Raw genomic sequence first — 23,044 nt, 5'->3', positions numbered from 1 at the left:
AAACTACGCTTGCCCGCGGGACACGGTAATGTCCGTGATCGCTTCCGAATAAAATACCGGCGGCACGTTTTTCAGCGGCAACAGGCAGTCAGCTGCTTCTTTATCTGTACTGCGAAACCAACGTTGTGATGTTTTAGTTTTATCGATGAAGTACAGCTTGCCCAGCTTAGAGCGGAATTGATCGGCAGCAGTAATACTACTCATCTCCAGGATCACTTCCAGCTGGTGTACATCATCTGTTTTGTGCCAGGCATACATGAATTTACTATCGCTGCCCTCACTCAGTTTCCAGCCTTTCTGTTCCATATGGGCATGCAATACCTCGCTTTCCATGGATATATCCTCAAAATCATCTACCAGCGTAGTATATGCCTGTTGCGGCAATAAGGCACTTACCGGCCTGTTCAGTTGAGGAAAAACCGGTTCAATACCGCGTTCCACAAACTTATGCTTCCACTGTTGTAAAGTAGCCGTATCCAGCATCAGGGGATGCAGGATGCGTACACTGGTATTTTCGAGCAACGTAATCTCCGTATCCACTGCTGTAAGCAGGGCCATATTGTCCTGGCAGTAGAATGGGGTGATCAGCTGATCCTGCTCATCAAATAATCCCCACAGCAACCGTTTGGCGAAGACAAACATTAACGGATTTCCCAGGAACAACTGCTGCCAGGCGTGGCTACTCCATTTACGCTGTATCACCAGGAAATACTCCAGTCGCTGCGACTGCGATTTTACCGCATCTGTAATTTCTTTGGCCAGCAGCTTAAATGATTCTCTCATTTCGTTGGAAGTACCGGTTGGTATGGATTTGAAGCGGCGGTTATTTTCGTTGAGATAACCGGGTTTGAAGTGGTTATCGATAAATACGCGCCAGGTCTCGTTATTAATCTCCACATATTTAAACATGCCGGTAAAACCGAAATCAGGTGCAATACGATCTCCCAGTTCATGAATACTGATGCCGAGTTCAGCAGCGGTGCTTTGCAAGGTTGCCAATGCAGCTGCACCCACGGCCGATTTGCGGATCCGGTAGCGGCGCGACAGGAATTCAACAAAGCGGAGTGCATTGGCGCTGCCTTGCATGGCCAGCGCGGCAATGCCATGTTCCGCCATTTTGAAACGCTTGGATTCTATCCAGAAATGCATGGCGTCCTTGAGCTTTTCTACCAGCTGATCATCGCCCAGCATCGCCGCTACAATCAGCAGGTACCGGATACTGGCGTCGCCGCCCTGTTGCTGGTATTGCTGAAATAAGGCGGAAGCAAATTCCCCGCTGCGGGAACGGTCTATTAAACGCAGGAGGGGCTTCACTTCCATATCGGCGCGTACTTCCTTTACCCGCGACATGCGGTACAGCAGGAAACGCATCATTTCGATGCTCATCACCTGGCCGTCCAGTAAATATAAAAATGGCAGGGAGGTGTCATCCAGCCATTTCTCCGCCGGCCGGGAGAGTTTATGCCGTTTTTTGGCGTAAGCCACCAACCGGGTTACCACCGTAAGATCGTCGCCGTCTTCAATGGTCGGATAATTCAATGTTTCCAGCATCAGGTCGCGGGCATCATCATTTATTTCTTTCTGTACCGCCTCTTGCAGTAATGTTCTTGCATGGGCGTTATTTAGCCTGCACAGGATTTGCACGGCTGTCAGGCGCTGATCTGCTTTTTTATGCTCCAGCAATTCGCCCGCTTTCTCCAATGCTTGCGGGTGTTCCGCCAGGATAACGGCTACGAGTGAACGAACAGATTTTAATTTGTGCAGGGTAAACGGCCAGAGTTGATCCATGTACAACGACACCGGCAACTGGCTCAGTGCGGGCAATACCACCCTGGCATCGTAGTCGTTCGCCAGCGCTTGCAGCAATAGGCTGACCGCGTTTTCCTTCAGCTCCTCTGCCAGCACCTGGAAGGTATCCGGGTGCATATAGCGTTTGGCAGTAAGGTAGTTGCCCAGGTAGGAGAGCACCGCAGGCTGGTCGTATTGCAACAGGTCTTTTATGGCCAGTACCACCGGTGGCGGCATACTGGATGCCTGTATACCATTATGGGCCGGGGCTTCAATATTGGTATGGGGCGCCTCCAGGAAATCGTACGCGGCTGTTTTCAATACCGGCACATATTGCTCCGGCAATTGCGTCGCCAACAGGTGATAGCCCAATAAGGCAGCAGCGTATTGTTGACCTGCTGTGAATGTTCCCGTGATGCGCGCCACCAGGTCGGCATATTTCTGCACGTTATTTTGCAGCAATACCCGGCTCAGTTCATACCAGTCTGCCAGCGTGTAGCCCCGCAGCAACCTGTTTTCCAGGTATTCCATTTCCCTCTCGGGATGAGCTTTGGCCAACAGGCGGTAAAACAGGGAATTCCAGGGCTTGTCTCTCCAGGTATGAAGGTAGGCATCTACCACATGAGGTGCTGCACTCTTCATAAGGTCCTGTAAGAATTTACGCAGTGGCGTAAATTTCAGTGGCGCCAGATCAAAGTTGTGTCCATCGCCGGAATAGCTGATCAGGCGCGAGCCTATCTCTTCCGGCGTACAGCCCCGTTGTTGCAGGAAGCTGGTAAAATAACTGAATCGCAGTACAATAGACGAGGAAGTACCCGGCATGTCCATCATGGGTACAATCGTGCGCAGGAACCGGTCCTGGCACCTGGCCCAGGTATTGGGCGCAGAAATAAGCTGCAGTACCAGCCGGTCGTTATCGTCCCATAGCTCTGGTACGCGTAATAGTGTAATAAATAATCCGGGTGTATCCGCATGTTCATCTGTGAAGATGGGTGGCTGAAAGGTTACACCAGTAAGGAAATCTACCCCGGACCGTAAAGGTTCATTGTTTTCATAGTTAGTCAAGTTCAGTTTTTCAAGCAGAGGTAGTATCGTTTCCTTGTTGTACGGCATAAGGTATAGATAGATTCAATTATTTTTTCAGCACAATATCTTCTTTTGCGGCCCATTGCGCCACATCTTGTTTACTCAGCGCCATGGCCATCATATCCGGGAATTTGTCCGGAGAGCAGGCAAACACCGGGATGCCCAGTCCAGCGAGGAACTGTGCATTTTCCTGGTCATAGCTGGGTGCTCCTTCATCGTTTAGTGCCAGCAAAACGATCACTTGCACACCGGCCGCATGGAGCTCTACAAAGCGCTTCCTCATGCCCATTTCATCGCCGCCTTCCATCAGGTCGGTCACCAGCACCAATACGGTATCGGTAGGGCGGGAAATGATCTGGCTACAATATTTCAGCGCGGCATTGATATCGGTCCCTCCGCCCAGCTGTACGCCAAAGAGCAGGTCTACCGGGTCATTCAACTCTTCTGTCAGGTCCGCTACTGCGGTGTCAAATACCACCATCTGTGTTTTCAACGCCGGGATGGAGGCCATAACAGCGCCAAAGATACCGGAATATACAACAGATGTTCCCATAGAACCACTTTGATCCAGGCACAATACTACTTCTTTCAGCGCAGTGCGCTTCCGGCCATAGCCTATTAATGTTTCCGGGATAATTGTTTTATAGTCGGACTGGTAATGCCGGAGGTTTTTCTGTATCGTCAAGTGCCAGTTGATTTCATGATGGCGGGGACGGCGGTTACGCGTACTCCTGTTTAAGCTGCCATTGATGGCCTGTTGAGTGGGCTGGGCCAGCTTTTTGATCAGTTCATCCACCACTTTTTTTACCACCTGCCTGGCGGTATCTTTGGTTTTCTCTGGTATTACCCGGCTGAGTGTCATCAGCGTAGCTACCAGGTGTACATCTGTTTCCACATTTTCCAGCATCTCTTTTTCAAAGAGCATCTGGGTAAGATTCAGGCGTTTCAGTGCATCCTGCTGCATGACCTGTACTACGGAGGAAGGGAAGTAGTTGCGTATATCGCCCAGCCAGCGGCTTACATTGGGCGATGACGGGCCAAGGCCACCCCGCTTCGTACTGTCGTACAATGCTTCCAGTGTTTTGTCGATTTGCAGATCCGTTTTATCCAACGAATAAGCGGTGCCGTCATTTTCCGTTCCTCCCAACACCAACCGCCATCTGCGAACCTGTTCTTTATGCTCCATCTGATAACAATTTTGAGTCAACCAACCCCAGCATTTGCATTACCACCCGTATGCCCTGTTCTCCCCGCGCTGCATCTGTTTCTCCTGTTGCCACTATTTTAATGGAGGTATCACTACCTCCCTGTTTCACTTTAGCTCCCAGTTTTTTCCTTTCCGGGGCTGTAAAGTTAGAAAAGGTGCGGCGTAATAACGGCAATACCTGGATGAAAATATCATTTTCCAGTTGAGAAACCCAGCTGTACACCATTCCCCAGAGCGATTCATCCAGTAACAGCAAGGTGCCGCTGCCTTTAAGGAAGCCTTCCAGCCAGGAGGCCGCTACTGCCGGCGGATTGGCCACCGACATCGCCACACTGAAACCCTGCAGTAACGGTTCTCCCCTTAATATCCGGCCATCAAACAACAGGCGGGTAGCATAGCCCGCTATCATGGGGGCTGACTGGCGATTGCCGGCAATGGCCTGTAAGGTATTATGCCAGGAGCCGGTCAGCGCCGCGTGTTGCAGCAGCCCGATGGCGTCGTTCATGCCATAGAAGAGTTCCAGTAAGGCCAGCGCAGCATCTTCCGTAATGGAAGTACTGGCGGCGGGTAAACTGATGCAGATACGATCTATCATGCTTTCGATAATACCATTCACCAGTTCGGCGTCTGTTTTACGCACGTTCCCGAATTTGCTGATATTCACCAGCGGGGGAATCACCTGCATCAGCTGCAACACATCTCCGGAGGTGGCCGCGAGGTTATTGATACGATGTATCAATATATCTACCACCGCCGGTAGCTCGGCCGGTATGGCCGATTCCAGCATTTGGCATACCTGCTGCAAAGTGCCGGTATGATGGGCGGTATCTATCACGTAGTTGGATGCTGCTTCGGCTACCGTATTGCCCCAACTCCCTTTTTCGATAATGTCGATGGAATAGGAAGGATCCCATTGCAGGCGCCATTGTTCTTTAAAGGTACCCTTCCCCGACACTTCCTGCCTGGTTCCCCAACGGATTTCCAGCAGTTGTAACCGGTGGAGGAAGATACTGCGTTCCAGGTCATTCTCTTTACGCAGGTCGAGTTGGTAATCTTTGAAATCGGCTGTTTGCGGCAGCCGCAGTTTCTTCTGCCATTGCGTAATATCGGATTGCAGGGGAGGAGCCGGCACTTCATGGGGCACCTTACCGATGCGGTTGCGTATGATCAGTTGATCCCTGATCAACTGCATGAGCACCGGTTCCCCGTTACACAGCACGCTTAACGTAGCCTCGTTCAGTTCCTCCAGCCCCGGGCGGGAATATTGGCGCAGCGCTGCCAGCGCATTGGCCAGCCGTACTGCTTCCATTACATGTGCCACGGAGGTATCCTGTTGCTGTTCTCTGAAAAGCTTTGCCACCAGGGCCATCCAGCGGGTGCCATCATCGGTGGGATGTTCCCAGATATGCTCATACCAGCCGGGGGAAGGAATGCCGGCGCCATAACCGCTTTCATAACTCAAACGGCTATAGGTCCATGGTATCCAGGTGGTGGCCACTTTGGCTTTGGGTAAGCTTTTCAACAGGTCATTGTCTTCTTTTGGCTTAGGCATATTTTGTAGCGCCGGGCCGTGCCAGGCGCCGCAGATGACGGCAATTCGCTGAAACATTTCCTTTTCAGCGGCACGGATACATTTCCGCATCCAGGCTTCCCGCAGTTGTTCTACGTGATTATCCCGTTGGGGTAATTCTTCGCGGAGCGCCTGCATGGCATCATTCACCGCCTCAAATACCTGTTCCTGTTGCTGCCGGTATTCAAACATATGTTCCCACCATCTTTCTCCATCATCGTATCCTGCGGCCGCAGCCAGGTGGGAAATAGGATCCCGCCTCACCGGGAAAGGGACTACCTCGTCATCCTCCGCTACATGGTTATCCTGGCGGGCATGCTGCCTTGTTTGGAGGATAGATTGACGGGCGCTGTTCAGCAATGCTTTTTCATCTCCGTTATCTCCCGTCGTGTCGCCCGTGTTGTTTTCTCCCGCAGCACCCTCGTTGGCGGCTGCCGCTTTTGCCGCCGCTTCATTTTCCAGTCCGAATACATGCGCCAGGGGCAGATCCATAAACCGGGCAGGGATACGATGTTCTTTTGCATACAATATGGCCTGCCACTCGGGTGAGAAGGCGGCAAATGGATAGAAACAAGCCTTTCTGGGATTATCCGGCTGCCAGGCCAGGATGGCTACCGGTGGCTGTAAGTCGTCGTGCCCTGCCCATGGCAACAGCGCATCTGCTTCGGGAGGTCCCTCTATCAGCACAATATCCGGTTGCAATTCCTCCAGGAATGCTTTCACGTTCCTGGCAGAGCCAGGCCCATGGTGCCGGATACCTAAAATATGTACAGACATATGTCTATGTTAGATCGTTAAGTAATGAAGAAAAGTAGCAGGCACAAAGCTAAAGGCATAAAGCTTTTGACTTGTTTACAGGTTGGTTTCATTACAGCCAGTGCTTTCACCTTTTTGCTTTTTGCCTTCCGCCTTCTATGCCAGATCCCTGCAGGCGCGGTACACATCTTTCCAGTCTTCCCGTGTTTTCACAACGGTTTCAAGATATTCCTGCCATACCAGTTTATCCTGCACCGGGTCTTTCACCACGGCACCGATAACGCCTGCGGCCAGATCTGCGGCATTGAGGGTGCCATCGCCAAAGTAGGCAGCCAATGCCAGTCCATTGTTTACGACGGAAATAGCTTCTGCGGTGCTGAGCGTACTGCCGGGGGATTTTAGTTTCGTTTTGCCATCCAGTGTTACGCCATTGCGCAGTTCCCGGAAAATGGTCACGATACGGCGTATTTCTTCCAAAGCAGGTTTCTCTGCGGGAAGATCCATGGTCTTTTCAAAGCTTTCTACGCGTCTCCTTACAATATCTATTTCTTCTTCCATAGAATCCGGCACAGGAAGTATAACGGTATTGAACCTACGTTTTAGGGCGCTGGATAATTCATTCACGCCCTTATCGCGGTTGTTGGCGGTGGCAATCACGTTAAAGCCTTTATTAGCCTGGACTTCGGTATTCAGTTCCGGAACCGGCAACGTTTTTTCCGACAGGATTGTGATAAGGGTATCCTGTACATCCGCCCCGATACGGGTCAACTCTTCTATACGGGCAATTTTTCCATCCTGCATGGCCCTCATCACTGGTGTTTCCACCAACGCATTACGGGAAGGTCCTTCTGCCAGCAGGCGGGCATAGTTCCAGCCGTAGCGGATACTTTCTTCACTGGTACCGGCGGTACCCTGTATGATCATGGTGGAATCGCCACTGATGGCGGCGGCCAGGTGTTCACTCACCCAGCTTTTGGCGGTGCCGGGTAAGCCATAGAGCAATAAGGCCCGGTCGGTAGCCAGTGTAGCCGCGGCTATTTCCATGAGGCGCTTACTGCCAATATATTTAGGGGTTACGTCAAATCCGTTTTTCAATTTTCCGCCTACCAGGTAGGTTACTACAGACTGGGGTGTTAACAGCCAGTTATGCGGGCGTTTCCCGGTATCCTGTTTCCGGAGTTCTTCCAGTTCTTCCGCGAAGAGTTGTTCTGCGTGATAGCGTAAAATGTCTGACATGGTATGTTTATTAAGCGTTGTTGTTAAGTGTGTTAATCAGGCTTTTGGCGTGCAACAGCCGGGCCAGGTGAGCCTTGATATTGTTCCAGTAGCCGGTATGATAAGTTTCGGTGGCGTTGATATCATCCAGTTTGCCTGCTATAGCTACTGGTATTTGCCGAACCACATTATTCATGAATAGCTGGTTATACGTATATGGCTGTGTGGCGGCATACCGCATAATGCGGGTGCATAATGGCATGCTCCACTCTTCCGGGCTGCCGGCCGCATATTTGATAATCGTTTCCGGCTGCTCATCGAAATATTTTTCGCTGAGCAGCTGTTGCTGTTCCACCGGCAACAGGGGAATCAGGTCGATATAAAACACCTCACTGTGTTGTATAAACGTCATAGCGCGCTGCCGGTCTTCAAACCATACAATGGCTTGTACGAGGGACGGAATAAAAATTTGCAGTGCGGCCTGTTGTTGAAACAGTTGCATCACTTCCGCCGTTGTTTTACCGAAATGGATTTCCCATTGAGCAGGAGGTATAAGGCCGATCAGCTGGAGCAGGATGTGCCAGTCATCCGATATTTTTTTATTGTTGCTAAGCTTTTCTATACCACTTTGAAAAATGATGTCATCTTTAATAACGGGGGCCACTACTTCCACTGTGCCATCCGGGTGTAGTTGCACTGCTGCTGATACCACCTGCCAGTATTGTGCCTGTAGGGAAGACGACGGTTGTTTTTTCAGCAGGTGTATCCAGGCTTCTTTTACCTGCTTACTTTTTTCGCCGCTGAGCGATTCCAGCCAGGGAACATCATCCGGATCAATGGGGTGTTCCAGTACTCCCAGCAGTTCAGTTTTTACCGTGGCGCTTTCTTTCGCCCAGGATTGCTGTAACCAGGTACGGGCCAATACGGGGTTGGCTATACGTAGTTCTTTTAAGGCCTCTACCCGTTGGGCGGTAGCACCATTCTGCCATCTTTCTTCGATGGTATCTGCTACGCGGGAAAAGTTCCAGTCGGGATTAAATTGCCCCAGCCATTCTGCCCGGTATCCGCCGGCTGCTGCGGTGAGTACTCGCAGCGACTTGTTTTTCCAGGCTTTGTCGAGCATTACCGGAAGCTGTGCTGGCGGCAACAGCAAGTTGGTGCTGGTACAGTATTCCAGCCAGAGCTGTACCAGCTGTATGCTATCGGTTTCCAGCACTGATTGTAGCACCCTCACCGCGGAGGGGGTACAATAACGTTTCGTTTCCGGTGTGGCCACCGGCGTAGGCGGAACACTGGCCGTTATGGCCTGCGTGCCGCACTGCCGGTAATTATAAATCACCGATGCCAGGTGCAGGAACTGATCTTCCCGATCCAGTGCGGGATTGCCCAGTATCGCGTCGGCGGCCTGCTCCAGCGGGCCGGTTAAGCCTTGCTTGTCGGCCGGTTTTTTGGCGGTACCCAGCAATACGCTGTTAATAATGTTGTTCCAATGCTCCATTATAATATTTTATATTCCTGTTCATGCCAGACTCCCAGGGGTTCGTACTGTTTTTCGCGACCGGTAACGGCCATAGGAAGGGGGGCGCCGCCACTGAAGGCCAGCAGTTTCCAGATATGTGGAAACCCTTTTTTAATAGGCATCAGCTGTTGCCGGGCATCCTGCAGCCACCATTGTTCCTGGTACCATACCGGCGTAAGGGCCGTTATCGTATATACCTGGTCGTTATACAGGGGAAATACGTTACCTATATTGGTTTGCGCCTGTACCACTTCCTGCCAGCTTCCCAGGCCCTGGAAAGTATGATTCATTGGCACCTGGATTTGTTGCTTGATCAATGCCCGCAGCGGTGCTGCGGAAGGATAATACACCAGTTCTGCTTCCAGGCAGGTGCCGGGCGTCAGTGAAAGAGCAGCTGCCTGTTGGCCGCGGACAAAGAATTGCAGGACCAGGGCACTGCGCCGGGTATGAATGCCGTATAGCCAGTACCGTTCTGTTACCAGCTTGTCTTCTTCGCTGGTTTGTTTCCCTAATACCTGCCAGGTATCGGTAATCCCCATTTGCGCTTTCAGCTCTTCCTGCGATTGAGAAAACCCTATCAGGGTGCGCAAATCCTGCTGCAATGCGGCAGGTAATCGATCCTGGTGCCGGTAGCCCTGGATAACGAGATAAATGCGCAGTAGCTGGTTCAGGAAAACGGTTTGCCAGCCATCATGGAAATAGCTGATATCTGCCAGCTCGCGCATCATGGCGGCCAGGCCGGGGGCTTGGGCATCCACCATGCGGCGGATCATATTTTCGAAGAAGGAAAAATCTTTTTCGGGGAGATCCAATATGCCGTTGTATACCAGGTGTTTGATCCAGCGGAGCAATTCATCCGTACCATCGGCTACCTTCTGTTGACGGGCCTGCTGCCGTTTGGCCTGGGCTGTCGTATCCGTTGTTTTTTCTGCCGTGGGCGCCGCCGCTTTTTTCTCATCCCGCTCCGCACGTTTGGCCAACCAGTCGCGCACCCAGGCAGGCGGCGTCTGCATGTCAAAAGAACCAGGTTGCCGTGAATAAAGGAGCAACAGCCCCAAACCATGTTTACAGGGAAATTTACGACTGGGACAACTGCACTTAAAGGCCATATTGCCCGTATCTATCTGTGTTTGGTAGGGTTTACTGCCGCTGCCCTGGCACTCGCCCCATAACGCCTGTTCGCCTATGCCCTTACTCACCCATTTAGCCGGATTGGCCAGGTCTTTCCCCGATTTACGGGAGGAATCATCAGGCGCCATGGCCAGCACTTGTTCGTCGGATAGGTTCAATGGATTAACGATTTAAACCACAAATTAAAGAATTAAGCAAAATAAAAAACCAAATATCAAATAACACTACGCAGTGTATTTGGTATTTGGTTTTAATATTGCGAAATTTCTTTCTCTTATAAAAATCCCAGCTCCAGCTTGGCTTCTTCACTCATCATATCCCGGGTCCAGGGTGGATCAAAGGTGAGGTGTACATCTACATCAGACACGCCTTCTATGTTCCTTACCTTCTCATCTACTTCCCGGATAATATCTCCGGCTACCGGGCAACCAGGCGCCGTTAATGTCATATCTATACCTACCCGGTTATTAGCCTTGATCTTTACTTCATATACCAGTCCCAGTTCCCAGATATTGACCGGGATTTCCGGATCATATACTGTTTTTAGCTGGGCTTCTATCTGTTCTCTTAATGTTGCTTCACTAATAGGTGCTTCACTCATTGCTGGTTAATTTTAGCCTGGTAAGCGATGGAATACAGCTTCATTTGTTTCAGCATACTCAGTAACCCGTTGGAGCGGGTAGGGGAAAGGTGACTGCTTAAACCAATGGCATCGATGAAATAAATATCCGCGGCGGCAATTTCCTGCGGCGTATGACCGGAAAGCACATAAATCATCAGGCTAACCAGTCCCTTGGTGATCACCGCATCACTGTCGCCGGTGAAAAACAGTTTCCCGTCTTTCAGCTCCGTATGCAGCCATACCCTGGATTGACAGCCTTTGATCAGGTTATCCGGTGTTTTATATTCTTCTGCAATGAGCGGTAACTCTTTGCCCAGCTGGATAATATATTCATATTTATCTTCCCAGCTACCCATCACCGAAAAATCGGATATTATTTCTTCCTGTATTTCCTGAATCGTCATATACACTCGTTTACAAAAGCATGGAAGCGGCTCTTTTAACACCGGCTACCAGTTTGTCTATTTCCTCCTTGGTGTTATAAAATGTCAGTGATGCCCTTACGGTACCAGGTACCTGGAACAGGTCCATCAATGGTTCGGTACAGTGGTGGCCGGTTCTCACCGCTATTCCTTGCTGATCCAGCAATTCTCCCATATCAAACGGGTGAATATTATGTACCAGGAAGGAAATAACGCCACTTCTGTTTTGGGCATCACCAATGAAACGGATACCATCTATTTTACGCAGCTCCTGCATAGCGTAAGCCATCAGGGCTTCTTCCCGTTGTTGAATTTCAGGGAGACCAATCTGCTGCAGGTATTCAATAGCCGTACCCAGTGCAATGGAACCAGCGATATTCGGCGTACCTGCTTCAAATTTATAAGGCAGTTCGTTGTAAATAGTTTTGGCAAAAGTAACGGTCTTGATCATATCGCCGCCACCCTGGTAGGGAGGCAGTTTATTTAACCATTCCGTGGTGCCGTATAACACACCGGTGCCGGTAGGCCCGTAAATTTTATGCCCCGAAAATACCAGGAAATCCGGCTGTAAGGCCTGCACATCAATGCTGATGTGCTGAATGGCCTGGGCGGCATCTATCAGCACGGGAATATTCCGTGCATGTGCCAGCGCAATGATATCCTGTACCGGGTTTACGGTACCCAGGGTATTGGAAACATAGGTAACAGCCACCATCTTCACCGTGTCGTCCAGCATGCTTTCATACACATCCATCCGCAGTTCCCCTTTCTCTGTAATCGGTATTACCTTCAGGGTAGCGCCGGCCTCTTCACAGGCAATCTGCCAGGGCACGATATTACTATGGTGCTCCATGGAAGAGATGATCACACTGTCGCCTGCTTTCAGGAAACGGCGGCTCATGGTATTGGCTACCAGGTTGATACCATCGGTAGTGCCTTTGGTAAAGATGATTTCATGGGAATGGGCGGCATTGATATAACCGGCCACAATGTGACGGGCTTTCTCATATGCATCCGTTGCCACCTGGCTTAGGTGGTGTACTCCCCGGTGCACATTGCTGTTATATTCCTCGTAATAGCGTGCTTCTGCATCTATTACAACCTGTGGTTTCTGCGTGGTAGCGCCGTTATCAAAATATACCAGCGGCTTACCATGCACCTGTTGCTGCAGGATAGGAAAATCCTTTCTTATCTGTGCGATATCCAGGCCGGTGGTAATGTTAGCAATATGTTCCATCGTTAATTTTAATTATTCATGATCTCCGCAATCTGCTCCTGCAGGAAATGCTGCAGGGCCGGTACATGTATTGCATCGGTAATATCGTGCGAGAAAGCATTTACCATCAGGGCTTTCGCCGCTTCTTCACCTATGCCACGGGAGCGCAGGTAAAACATAGACTCCTCGCTGAACTGACCGGCAGTAAAACCATGGCTGCACTTTACATCGTCGGCATAAATTTCCAGCTGTGGCTGGGAATTGATATCCGCTTTGCTACCCAGCAACAGGTTATTGTTTTGCTGGAAGGCATTGGTTTTCTGCGCCTCCTGGTGTACCAGGATTTTACCGGTAAATACGCCGTTGGAATCGTCCAGCAGTACGCCTTTATACAGTTCATTACTGTTACAATCCGGCATGATATGATCCATAAAAGTATGGTTGTCTACATGCTGGTGTTTGTTGGTAATGTATAAACCGTTCAGGTTAGTCTCGGTATGACTGCCATTCAGTGCCACGCTGGTATTATTGCGGGTAAACGGTGTACCAGGCAGGGTAACACTGAAATGATGGTAACGACTGTCTTTAAATTGCTGTGCCGCAGTGGTGCTTACTTCACGGAAGCTGTCTTCTCCCTGTTGTACACAGTAATGCCATAATTCAGCATTTTCCTGTACTACGGTTTCTACTACGCTGTTGGCAAAAGCTACAGCAGTAGTTTCCGGGTGTACAGAACTTTCTATAATCGTTGCAGCGGCGCTTCGGTTCAGCACCCACAGGTGGCGGGGCTGGATAAAGGAATGCGCGGTACAGGAGTATACGTGTATTACATGGATAGGTTTATCCAGTACCGTGTTGGCAGCCAGCTCAATATACAGGCCATCTGCAAAGAGGGCGGTGTTCAGCTGGGCCAGGGATTCTGTTTCCAGGTGATGCTGCTGGTTGAAGTAGGTTACAAAACCAGGGGCGTCGGCATAGGTGCTCATAGCGCCTATAGTGATGCCTTTACCTTCTGGCAGGGTAGACTGATCTGCCTGCAGGTGACCATTTACCAGTACTACCCGGTAGCAGTCCAGCTCAGGGATGGCAGCCTGTTGTGCCACTGTTGGTGCTACAGGAGCAGCATTATTCAGCAGCTCATAGGGAAATTCCTTCAGGTAGCGCTGAATATTTGAATAGCGCCATGCTTCCGTTTTCAGCGTAGGTAAGCCCATCGCTGTAAAACGCTCCAACGCCTTGCGGCGGATGCTTTGTACTGCATCGGTCGACGGAACAGTTGCCTGCGCCGCTAATGCAGTTACATCGGCTGTTAAAGCCTGGTAAAATGGCAGTATCATATCGCTTGTCATAAATTCTTTCTTATACAGATTCTTTCAAATGTAATTCCTCTTTCAGCCAGTCGTATCCTCTTTCTTCCAGTTCCAGTGCCAGTTCTTTGGTACCGGTCTTGATGATACGGCCATTGTACAGTACGTGTACAAAGTCGGGTATGATATACTCCAGCAGGCGTTGGTAGTGGGTAATCACTACAAAAGATTTTTCCGCATCGCGTAATTTATTTACGCCATTGGAAACAATACGCAGTGCGTCAATGTCTAATCCGGAATCTGTTTCGTCCAAAATAGCCAGCTGAGGATCCAGCATTGCCAGTTGGAAAATTTCGTTACGTTTCTTTTCTCCACCGCTGAAGCCCTCGTTCAGGGAACGGTTCATCAGGTTAGAATGAAAATCTACCAGCTGCTGTTTTTCTTTGGTCAGTTTCAGGAACTCTCTGGCTTCCAGCGCAGGGAGACCTTTATACGCCCTGATTTCGTTCAGCGCTGTTTTCAGGAAGTTGAGGTTGGAAACACCAGGTATTTCCACCGGGTATTGGAAAGCAAGGAATACACCTTCACGGGCGCGATCTTCCGGAGATAAGTCCAGCAGATTCTTACCATTGAACCAAACTTCACCTTCGGTCACTGTATAGTTATCACGACCAGCCAGCACAGAAGCCAGTGAGCTTTTACCGGAACCGTTAGGCCCCATGATAGCGTGCATTTCTCCTTTGTTTATTTCGAGATTGATGCCCTTCAGAATTTTTTTCCCTTCTACTTCTGCGTGCAGATTTTTAATCGTCAGCATGTTTGTTTTATTTCGTTCTGTATGTATTAGTTGAATAATGAATTATCCAACGCTTCCTTCAAGTGTAATAGATAATAATTTTTGTGCTTCCACCGCAAATTCCATTGGCAGCTGGTTCAGTACTTCCTTCACGTAACCATTTACAATGAGGGCTACTGCCTTTTCACTGTCAATACCACGTTGATTCAGGTAAAAGATCTGGTCTTCCCCGATTTTGGAAGTGGTAGCTTCGTGCTCAATCATGGCGGATTTGTTCCTCGACTCAATGTAAGGGAACGTATGGGATCCGCATTGGTTACCGATCAGCAGGGAATCGCACTGGGTAAAGTTACGCGCGTTATCCGCACGTGGCCCTACAGATACCAGACCGCGATAGCTATTGTCGCCATGGCCGGCAGAAATACCTTTGGAAATGATACGGCTCTTCGTGCCTTTACCGATATGGTGAATTTTGGTACCGGTATCCGCAATTTGCTTATTGCGTACTACGGCTACGGAATAGAACTCGCCTTCGGAGTGATCGCCCTGCAGGATTACGCTGGGATATTTCCAGGTAATCGCAGAACCGGTTTCTACCTGTGTCCAGGAAATCTTGCTGGCTGCGCCTTTACAGATTCCTCTTTTGGTCACGAAGTTGTAGATACCGCCTTTACCGTCTTTATCACCGGGATACCAGTTTTGTACGGTAGAATATTTTATTTCAGCATGTTCGAGGGCTACCAGTTCTACAACGGCCGCATGCAGCTGATTTTCATCACGCATGGGGGCAGTACAACCTTCCAGGTAGCTCACGTAACTGTTATCGTCTGCGATGATCAGGGTACGTTCAAACTGGCCGGTGTTCTGGGCATTGATACGGAAGTAGGTGCTCAGTTCCATTGGGCAACGTACGCCTTTGGGAATGTAAACGAAAGAACCGTCAGAGAATACAGCGGAGTTCAGTGCAGCGAAAATGTTGTCGGTATGCGGTACCACGCTGCCCAGGTATTTCTTCACCAGTTCAGGATGTTCTTGTACGGCTTCTCCGAAAGAGCAGAAGATAACACCCATTTCCTTTAACTTACCTTTAAAGGTAGTAGCTACGGAAACGCTGTCAAATACGGCATCTACGGCTACCCCGGTCAGTGCTTTCTGTTCGTTCAGCGGAATACCCAGCTTTTCGAAAGTAGCCAGCAGTTCAGGATCTACTTCATCCAGGCTGTTGAGCTGTTTTTTCTTACGCGGTGCAGCATAGTAAGAAACGGCCTGCAGGTCGAGTGCCGGCATTTCAAAGTGCTGCCATTTCGGAAATTCCATTTTCTTAAAGGCTGCAAAGCCTTTCAAACGCCATTCCAGCAACCATTCAGGTTCATTTTTCTTTGCCGAAATAAAACGGATGATATCTTCATTCAGCCCGGGAGGGGCGATATCCATTTCAATATCGGTGGTAAAGCCAAACTCGTACTCCTTATTGGCTATATCATCAATTATTTCGTTACTGTTGATCATACAAGTTTAAAATTTAAACTGCAAAGCTTTCGCCGCAGCTGCAGGTTCTCGTCGCATTAGGATTGTTAAAGTAAAGGCCTTTTCCGTTCAGCCCATCTGAATAGTCCAGCTCTGTACCATACAGGTACAACAGGCTCTTCATCTGTACTACTACTTTTACACCTTTGTCTTCAAATACCTGGTCGCCTTCTTCTTCTGTTGATTCAAATTTCATCACATATTCAAGACCTGAACAACCACCACCTTTTACGCCTACACGTACAAAGGTACCTGGCGCATGGTGTTCTTTTTCCATGAGATCTTTTATATATGCTCCTGCTTTTTCTGAAACGGTTATCATACTCAGAATTTTTTTTAATGACTAATACCGGTTGCCCGGTGTAACGCTTTATCCTTCAATACCTGCTACTACGTGCGATTTAGCCGCACATAATAACTGCACCATCGTATCCAGCTTGTTTTTATAAAATGCAGTAAACCCACGGGTTTGCGGGTCATACAGATTGTCTTTCAAAATGGGTAGGGAATAAGGTAATACCCAGGCCCTTAATGCTTTTGCCACTGCATCCATCGCATTGATACCCTGCATGGCCTGCGTCCCGTCTGCCCAGGACAGCAAAGCTACAACCTTTCCTGTTAAATAAGGACGTTGGTTCTTACTGGTCATCTCCAGCCAGTCCAGGCAATTCTTCATGGCGCCGGTCATACTGCCATGATAGAGGGGTGTCATCCATATATGAAGATCTGCTTTGCAAAATGCCTTGCACATGGCATCTACTGCTGCCGGTTTATTACCTGCTTCCTGTTGAGAGAAAAAAGGGATATCTGCATTACCCAAACTAAAAATCTCCGGGGAAAATCCCTTTTCTTTTAACTGCTCCGTCAGATACACCGCCAACTGGTTGGAGGTAGCATATGGCCGGTCATCTATAGCGCCATTAAATATCAGGACGTTCATTAATATTTAATTTTTAGAGATTGAGCTGATTGTGAGATTAAGTTTTAATGAACAACCGCTCATAACCATCAAAATCCCAAAAATCTTTTTTTAGCTCCCACAAATTTACGACATTTGAGAATAAAACAAGTAAGAACTTGGAAAATTATCCAATCCGTACGAAACATGCTGCCGACAGGTTTTTGACATTGCTCAAGACCCGGGGCCCGCTGTCTGCCGCCGTGCTGGCGGGCGAATTGGGTATTACCGGTGAAGGAGCCCGGTTGCAGCTGGTAAAGCTGGCCGAAGAAGGATTAGTGCAGTCTGAAAGTACCTCTAAGGGCGTTGGACGTCCCGTATTAATATGGAGCCTTACCCCCCTGGGTAATGCCCGTTTCCCCGACACACATACAGAACTAACCCGCGAACTGATCCAGACCATTAAGAATGTGTTGGGTAAGGAAGCATTGGATAATGTAGTGAATGCCCGGGAAAAAAATCAACTGGAGAAATATAATAACGCCCTGCAAGGCGTTACCGGCCTCGAAAACCGGCTCACCTCGTTTGCTGCCATCCGCTCGGGAGAAGGCTACCTGGCTGAATGGAAAAAAGAAGGTAATACCTATTATTTTATTGAAAATCACTGTCCTATCTGTTGCGCCGCCACTGAATGCGATAATATCTGTACCTCAGAAATGAGGACTTTTGTCAGCATCCTGGGGGAAGCCACCAACGTGTCCCGCGCAGAACACATCATCAATGGCGCCCGCCGCTGTGTATACAAGATAGAACAGGTAGCTGCTCCTACTTTATAATCAATACCAATGTACCGGAAATAATCAGCAGGGCGCCGATCGCCGTCTTCCAGGTAATCGCCTCCTGGAGGAAAACAGCCGATAAAATAATCGTCAGCGCCACACTGAGCTTGTCTACCGGCGCCACCTGCGATACCTTCCCGATCTGTATGGCCTTGAAATAAAAAATCCAGGAACAGCCAGTCGCCAACCCCGATAATACAAGGAATATCAGACTGTGACGGGAAATAGCCTGCATCCCTTTATATTCTCCACGGGCCAGCACAATGGCCCAGGCCATGATGAGAATAATAACGGTACGGATAGCTGTGGCCAGGTCCGAAGAAATATTGGCTACGCCCACCTTGGCGAAAATAGCCGTGAGTGCTGCAAAGCCAGCTGATAGTAACGCGTAAATCCACCACATAGCACCATATTTAAAGATTCGAATGTAGCTGGGGAATCTGACGGAATCCTGAAGCGATACTTATTTTACCTTGTAACCCAGTATCTTCAGGCTCCGGGCTTCGCCATCCAGTATGGCAATATCCGGCAAATGCGCCCACTCTTCAAAGCCCATGGCCCTAAAGAGTTTCACACTGGGTTCATTATGCGCAAAGATGAATCCCAGTAAGGTATGTACACCGAATTGCGGGGCCGCTTTCATGGCATAATGCAGCACTTCTTTTCCTAAACCCTTCCCCCGTGCATTTTCAGCCAGGTAAATACTCACTTCCACGGTGCCGCTATACGCCGGCCGGCCATAAAATGACTGGAAACTCATCCAGCCCACATTTTGGCCATCGAGATCTATCATCCATAAAGGACGTAGCGAGGGATGATGCGCCTCGAACCAGGGAATACGGCTTTCTACGGTAACAGGATTCGTATCTGCCGTCACCATCCGTCCCGCTATGGTACTGTTATAAATTTCTACTATCCTCGGTAAATCAGCCATGGTGGCCTGCCTGTAGACTAAATTCATCATCGGTATAAAATATTAATAAATAGATTCCCTGCTGTGCTCCCGTCGTAAAAGACTATATATCTCCGCATCCACAAATTTACCTTTCTCAAAGAACGCATCTCTTAAAAAACCTTCATGGCGAAAGCCCAGCCGCGCCAGTAGTTTGGAAGATGCGATATTGGCAGGATCTACAAAAGCCTCGATACGGTTGAATTGCAATACATCGTAACCATAAGCCAGCATAGCGCTCACGGCTTCTTTCATGATACCTTGTCCCCAGTATAAAGGCCGGAGATCGTACCCGATCTCCGCTTTAAAATGCGGTTTATTGATCTTGTGAAATCCGCAGGTACCAACCAACTCGTCGCTACCGGCCACTGTAATGCCCCAACGCATGCCTTCTTCTTTTTCCAGGCTCTCCCGGAAAAACTGAATGATCTGTATAGCATCACTGATATTGGTAAAGGAGTCGATGTCCATAAATTGGGTAACTGCATCGTCCGAAAAATGACGGAAAAGGGCAGCAGTATCTTTCTCTTCGATAGGCCTCAGTACCAGGGCGCCAGTACTTAAAACGGGTAAATGCATGATACGGTTGCCGGTTTAGGTGGAGACAAAGCTAATAGTTATTCGGAAAATGTCTGATTTTAATCTGTCTTTAATGCCCGCGCATGGAAACAATCCTACTTTTGTAAGGGTTATTGCTTTTAATATATTACTATGAAAATATTGGTTATTGAAGATGAGACTAAAGTAGGCGCTTTTATCAAAAGGGGCCTGGAAGAACATCATCACCAGGTAGAAGTATATGCAGATGGTATTGGCGGACAACAGGCAGCGTTGGAGCATGACTATGATTTGATCATTCTCGACCTCATGTTGCCCGGCATCAATGGCATCACCCTGTGCAGAAATTTGCGTGCCCTGGAAGTTGGCACTCCTATATTAATGCTTACGGCCCTCAATGCCACCCAGGATATCGTGGATGGGCTCAATGCTGGCGCTGACGATTACCTGGCAAAGCCTTTTCATTTTTCAGAGCTGATAGCCCGGCTACAGGCGCTTGCCCGAAGGAAAAGCCCGTTCCACCAGGACCAGGCCATCCTGGCATTTGCTGATCTGCAGTTGAATACCAATACCAAAATGGCGAGGCGGGGTGGACAGGATATTACGCTCACTGCCAAGGAATACGCCCTGCTGGAACTACTGCTGAAAAACACTGGCAAGGTGCTTTCCCGTGCCCTGATCTCGGAAGCGGTATGGGGACTCGAGTTCGATACCGGTACCAATACGATTGACGTCTATGTAAATTATCTCCGCAATAAAATCGAAAAGGGCTTCAGCGGCGAAAAGTTAATCCACACCGTAGTAGGCATGGGTTACGTTATGAAGCATAAGTAAATCATCATCAAACAAACAGGCCAGGTAACCCGCACTTATGAAGATACGGCATCGCTTATCCCTCCAGTTTACGCTGATATCAGGTATTATCCTGACGATCGTTTTTGTATTGATATACCTGTTGTCTGCCCAGTATATTCAGAACAGCTTCTATAAGCTGCTACAGATGCGTGCATTGGTAACCGCCCAGGTATACCTGGAGAAAGATGAGCTCACCAAAAAGAAATTCCTCGATATAGAAAAAAGTTACCGGGAACGTATACCTGATGAATCCAGTAATATTTATGATGCGCATAACCAGCCGGCCTTCATTGAAAAAACGCGGTACGACTGGCCGGTATCTATGTTGGAAACTATCCGCCATAAAGAAGTATACCGCTTTCGTTTTCAGGATGAGTCAGGACTGGGGATCTATTATCCCGACAACCAGGGCGATTTTGTGGTGATTGTAACGGCTCGCAATAGCATGGGTATCCAACAGTTGAATTACCTGATGTGGATATTGATCGTGATGTTCCTGGTGGCGCTGCTGATAGTATTCCTGATGGGGCAGTGGTATGCCAGCAGGGCACTGGAGCCAATCAAGAACATTAACCGGCAGGTGAAAAACATCCGCTCCAATAACCTGCACATGCGGGTACAGCATGGCAGGAATAAAGATGAAATAGACGAACTGGCGACTAATTTCAATAGTTTGCTGCAACATATGGAACAGGCTTTTGATATGCAACGCTCCTTCGTTTCCAATGCCTCTCATGAATTGCGTACGCCGTTGACCACCATCATAGGCGAAATAGAAGTGACCCTGCAGAATGACCGGCAGCCGGAAGAATACGTACAGTCGCTGGGTACCGTACTGGGAGAGTCGGAAAAACTGAAGATCATTACAGATGGCCTGTTACAGCTTACCCGGCTGGATGCTATCATCACCGACGCCAACGCCGAAATGATACGCGTTGATGAGCTCCTGTGGGAAATGCAGGAATACTGGCGCCACAAGGCGCCACCGACAAGATTGATTGTAAAGCTCAACGATCTGCCCGAAGAAGCAACCCTGCTCTGTATCCGGGGAAACCGCTCCCTGCTCATGCTGGCACTGCAAAATATTGTCCGGAATGCCTTTAAGTTTTCGTATAACCGTGATGTTAATTGTTTGCTTACCTGGCATAAGTCGGGGATGACACTCTCCATCAGCGACCATGGTATTGGCATTGAAGCCGACGACCTGGATAAAATATTCATGCCGCTTTACCGCGCCGGTAACGCCCATGCCTTTGATGGGTATGGAATAGGATTGTCTATGACCGGCAAAATTCTCCAACTCCATGGCGCCGGGATTACCGTTAGCAGCGTACCCGGTCAGGGCACTACTTTTAATATATTCTTTCCGCCTGCCCCATAAATTCTAATTTTGTTTTAACTTCATTCTAATATGTAGCTAATAGCCTATTGCCATCTTTGCACTGAAAAATCAGATGTATGGTTAATAGACTAGTATTAAGTTCCTATTTTGTACTGTTCGCCGTCTTTCTACCTGTGATGGTGTTTGCTCAGCTAACAGCTCCTCCCGCTGCTGCCACCATGCAGCAGGATACCCTTCACCTTACTTTAGACAGCGCTGAAAATATTTTTTTACGGCAAAACCTGTCACTGCTCGCACAGCGATATAATATTGATGCGCAGAAAGCCCTGGTAATCCAGTCAAAGCTATACGCCAATCCTAATTTTAATATTGAACATGGGCTGTATAATACGGAAACACATAAAGTTTTTCCTTTTGGCAGCCAGGGGGAAACTTCCGCGGGATTATCGCAACTCGTAATGCTGGCAGGTAAGCGGAATAAGCAGATCAAAATAGCCCGGGCCAATGTAAAGCTCTCCGAATTTGAATTTTATGACCTGTTACGCACGCTTAAATTTACCCTGAGAGATGATTTCTATAACATCTATTACCTGCAGCAATCTGCCAAAGCCTATGATGAAGAAATTACTTCCCTTCAAAAAGTAGTGGATGCCTTTGTAGAACAAAAAGGAAAGGGTTATATCTCCCAGAAAGAGGTGGTAAGGATCCAGGCCCAGTTATATAGTCTCAAAAGCGAATACCGGGATCTGTTGGAACAGATTGCAGACCAGCAGAGTGAAATGAGGCTTGTATTACAGGTAAAGCCTGTATATATCGACCCATTGGTAGATACCACTTCCCTGGTAGCCCTCAATCCCCGGCAGTATCCCTTGCCGGTGCTGCTCGATTCTGCGTATAGCCGCCGGAGTGACCTCATGATTGCCAGGGCCAACACAGAAATCAGTAAACTAAATTATAGTTACCAGAAAGCACTGGGCGTGCCGGATGTGACCTTTAACCTCGCTTACGATCAGCAAGGCAGTTACATTAAAAACTATACCGCTGCCGGCGTAGCCATCGACCTCCCCGTATTTAACCGGAACCAGGGGAATATTAAATCGGCGAAGGCAATGATCGACGTAAATACCGCCACCCAAAAAAGTACGGAAGCCACGGTAGAAGAACAGGTGTACCGTGTAGTGGAGAAGGCTACTGCGGCGGATAAACTGTACCGGAATATAGATGCCTCTTTTGCATCGGATTTTCAGCGACTCATGCGCGAAGTATTGATTAATTACCAGAAGAGAAATATCAGCATGCTGGATTTCCTGGATTTCTATGACTCCTACAAGCAGAACGTATTGCAGCTAAACAGCATCCAATACAACCGGGTACGGGCTTTTGAAGAGCTCAACTTCGTTACGGGAACCAACTTTTTTAACTAAGACTAATCTATAAC

General features: G+C 48.8%; 21 protein-coding genes. 4 read left to right on the top strand and 17 right to left on the bottom strand.

The window, feature by feature from the left end; all coding sequences use genetic code 11:
• Window positions 1-3 precede the first annotated feature (3 nt).
• The 14 genes from FHW36_RS26105 to FHW36_RS26040 all read right to left on the bottom strand — a co-directional run bounded on the left by FHW36_RS26105 (window position 4) and on the right by FHW36_RS26040 (window position 17,102).
• Entirely contained in the window at window positions 4-2,901 is a 2,898-nt protein-coding gene (locus FHW36_RS26105) for a DUF4132 domain-containing protein (protein WP_145673559.1), read from the bottom strand.
• Between the two features lie 19 nt (window positions 2,902-2,920).
• Window positions 2,921-4,060 (bottom strand): VWA domain-containing protein, encoded by a 1,140-nt coding sequence (locus FHW36_RS26100; protein WP_145673557.1) that lies wholly within the window; start codon window positions 4,058-4,060, stop codon window positions 2,921-2,923.
• Window positions 4,050-6,428 carry a DUF5682 family protein gene (locus tag FHW36_RS30780; protein ID WP_222429190.1) on the bottom strand — a complete coding sequence of 793 codons (2,379 nt, stop codon included), beginning with the start codon at window positions 6,426-6,428 and terminating at the stop codon, window positions 4,050-4,052. Before FHW36_RS30780 ends, FHW36_RS26100 begins: the two co-directional genes overlap by 11 nt.
• A 135-nt stretch (window positions 6,429-6,563) precedes the next feature.
• Entirely contained in the window at window positions 6,564-7,643 is a 1,080-nt protein-coding gene (locus tag FHW36_RS26090) for an ATP-binding protein (protein ID WP_145673555.1), read from the bottom strand.
• Between the two features lie 10 nt (window positions 7,644-7,653).
• Entirely contained in the window at window positions 7,654-9,120 is a 1,467-nt protein-coding gene (locus FHW36_RS26085; protein WP_145673553.1) for a DUF5691 domain-containing protein, read from the bottom strand.
• Window positions 9,120-10,430 (bottom strand): SWIM zinc finger family protein, encoded by a 1,311-nt coding sequence (locus FHW36_RS26080; protein ID WP_145673551.1) that lies wholly within the window; start codon window positions 10,428-10,430, stop codon window positions 9,120-9,122. Before FHW36_RS26080 ends, FHW36_RS26085 begins: the two co-directional genes overlap by 1 nt.
• A 116-nt stretch (window positions 10,431-10,546) precedes the next feature.
• Complete coding sequence (locus FHW36_RS26075) at window positions 10,547-10,873, bottom strand: iron-sulfur cluster assembly protein (protein WP_186452602.1); 327 nt, start codon at window positions 10,871-10,873, stop codon at window positions 10,547-10,549.
• The gene (locus tag FHW36_RS26070) at window positions 10,870-11,298 is read right to left on the bottom strand and encodes a SufE family protein (RefSeq protein WP_145673549.1); all 429 of its coding nucleotides are present in this window, start codon (window positions 11,296-11,298) and stop codon (window positions 10,870-10,872) included. The genes FHW36_RS26075 and FHW36_RS26070 overlap by 4 nt, the downstream gene beginning before the upstream one ends.
• 10 nt (window positions 11,299-11,308) lie before the next feature.
• Window positions 11,309-12,553, bottom strand: coding sequence for an aminotransferase class V-fold PLP-dependent enzyme (locus tag FHW36_RS26065; RefSeq protein ID WP_145673548.1), 1,245 nt, complete (start codon window positions 12,551-12,553; stop codon window positions 11,309-11,311).
• 8 nt (window positions 12,554-12,561) lie between these two features.
• Window positions 12,562-13,881 carry a Fe-S cluster assembly protein SufD gene (gene sufD / locus FHW36_RS26060; RefSeq protein ID WP_145673546.1) on the bottom strand — a complete coding sequence of 440 codons (1,320 nt, stop codon included), beginning with the start codon at window positions 13,879-13,881 and terminating at the stop codon, window positions 12,562-12,564.
• A 10-nt stretch (window positions 13,882-13,891) separates the two neighbouring features.
• Entirely contained in the window at window positions 13,892-14,656 is a 765-nt protein-coding gene (gene sufC, locus FHW36_RS26055; RefSeq protein WP_145673544.1) for a Fe-S cluster assembly ATPase SufC, read from the bottom strand.
• Between the two features lie 42 nt (window positions 14,657-14,698).
• Window positions 14,699-16,144, bottom strand: a complete 1,446-nt coding sequence (sufB, locus tag FHW36_RS26050; RefSeq protein ID WP_145673542.1) for a Fe-S cluster assembly protein SufB — start codon at window positions 16,142-16,144, stop codon at window positions 14,699-14,701.
• A gap of 13 nt (window positions 16,145-16,157) precedes the next feature.
• A complete protein-coding gene (locus tag FHW36_RS26045; protein WP_145673541.1) occupies window positions 16,158-16,484 on the bottom strand; it encodes a HesB/IscA family protein in 327 nt (108 codons plus the stop codon).
• A gap of 48 nt (window positions 16,485-16,532) precedes the next feature.
• Window positions 16,533-17,102 (bottom strand): NADPH-dependent FMN reductase, encoded by a 570-nt coding sequence (locus FHW36_RS26040; RefSeq protein WP_145673539.1) that lies wholly within the window; start codon window positions 17,100-17,102, stop codon window positions 16,533-16,535.
• Between the two features lie 137 nt (window positions 17,103-17,239).
• On the opposite strand from FHW36_RS26040, the gene FHW36_RS26035 reads away from it, so the two are divergent.
• Entirely contained in the window at window positions 17,240-17,896 is a 657-nt protein-coding gene (locus tag FHW36_RS26035) for a helix-turn-helix transcriptional regulator (protein ID WP_145673537.1), read from the top strand.
• On the opposite strand, the gene FHW36_RS26030 is transcribed toward FHW36_RS26035, so the two are convergent.
• Genes FHW36_RS26030 through FHW36_RS26020 form a run of 3 tightly spaced genes read right to left on the bottom strand, consistent with a single transcriptional unit; the run spans window position 17,886 to window position 19,430 of the window.
• The gene (locus FHW36_RS26030; protein WP_145673536.1) at window positions 17,886-18,302 is read right to left on the bottom strand and encodes an EamA family transporter; all 417 of its coding nucleotides are present in this window, start codon (window positions 18,300-18,302) and stop codon (window positions 17,886-17,888) included. The two genes, FHW36_RS26035 and FHW36_RS26030, sit on opposite strands and share 11 nt — an antisense overlap.
• 60 nt (window positions 18,303-18,362) lie before the next feature.
• The gene (locus tag FHW36_RS26025; RefSeq protein WP_145673534.1) at window positions 18,363-18,863 is read right to left on the bottom strand and encodes a GNAT family N-acetyltransferase; all 501 of its coding nucleotides are present in this window, start codon (window positions 18,861-18,863) and stop codon (window positions 18,363-18,365) included.
• 12 nt (window positions 18,864-18,875) lie between these two features.
• Window positions 18,876-19,430, bottom strand: a complete 555-nt coding sequence (locus FHW36_RS26020; RefSeq protein ID WP_145673533.1) for a GNAT family N-acetyltransferase — start codon at window positions 19,428-19,430, stop codon at window positions 18,876-18,878.
• A gap of 132 nt (window positions 19,431-19,562) precedes the next feature.
• Here FHW36_RS26020 and FHW36_RS26015 point away from each other — a divergent pair, with 132 nt between their 5' ends.
• The 3 genes from FHW36_RS26015 to FHW36_RS26005 all read left to right on the top strand — a co-directional run bounded on the left by FHW36_RS26015 (window position 19,563) and on the right by FHW36_RS26005 (window position 23,030).
• On the top strand, window positions 19,563-20,243 hold the full coding sequence (locus FHW36_RS26015) for a response regulator transcription factor (RefSeq protein ID WP_145673531.1): 681 nt from the start codon (window positions 19,563-19,565) through the stop codon (window positions 20,241-20,243).
• Between the two features lie 37 nt (window positions 20,244-20,280).
• Window positions 20,281-21,645: a sensor histidine kinase gene (locus FHW36_RS26010; RefSeq protein ID WP_145673530.1), complete on the top strand. Its 1,365-nt coding sequence runs from the start codon at window positions 20,281-20,283 to the stop codon at window positions 21,643-21,645.
• Between the two features lie 77 nt (window positions 21,646-21,722).
• Complete coding sequence (locus tag FHW36_RS26005; RefSeq protein WP_145673528.1) at window positions 21,723-23,030, top strand: TolC family protein; 1,308 nt, start codon at window positions 21,723-21,725, stop codon at window positions 23,028-23,030.
• Window positions 23,031-23,044 lie beyond the last annotated feature (14 nt).

The organism is Chitinophaga polysaccharea (genome assembly GCF_007829335.1).
Classification (GTDB): domain Bacteria; phylum Bacteroidota; class Bacteroidia; order Chitinophagales; family Chitinophagaceae; genus Chitinophaga; species Chitinophaga polysaccharea_B.
The sequence above is the reverse complement of the archived record's forward strand: the minus strand, read 5'-3'. Positions and strand labels throughout refer to the sequence as shown.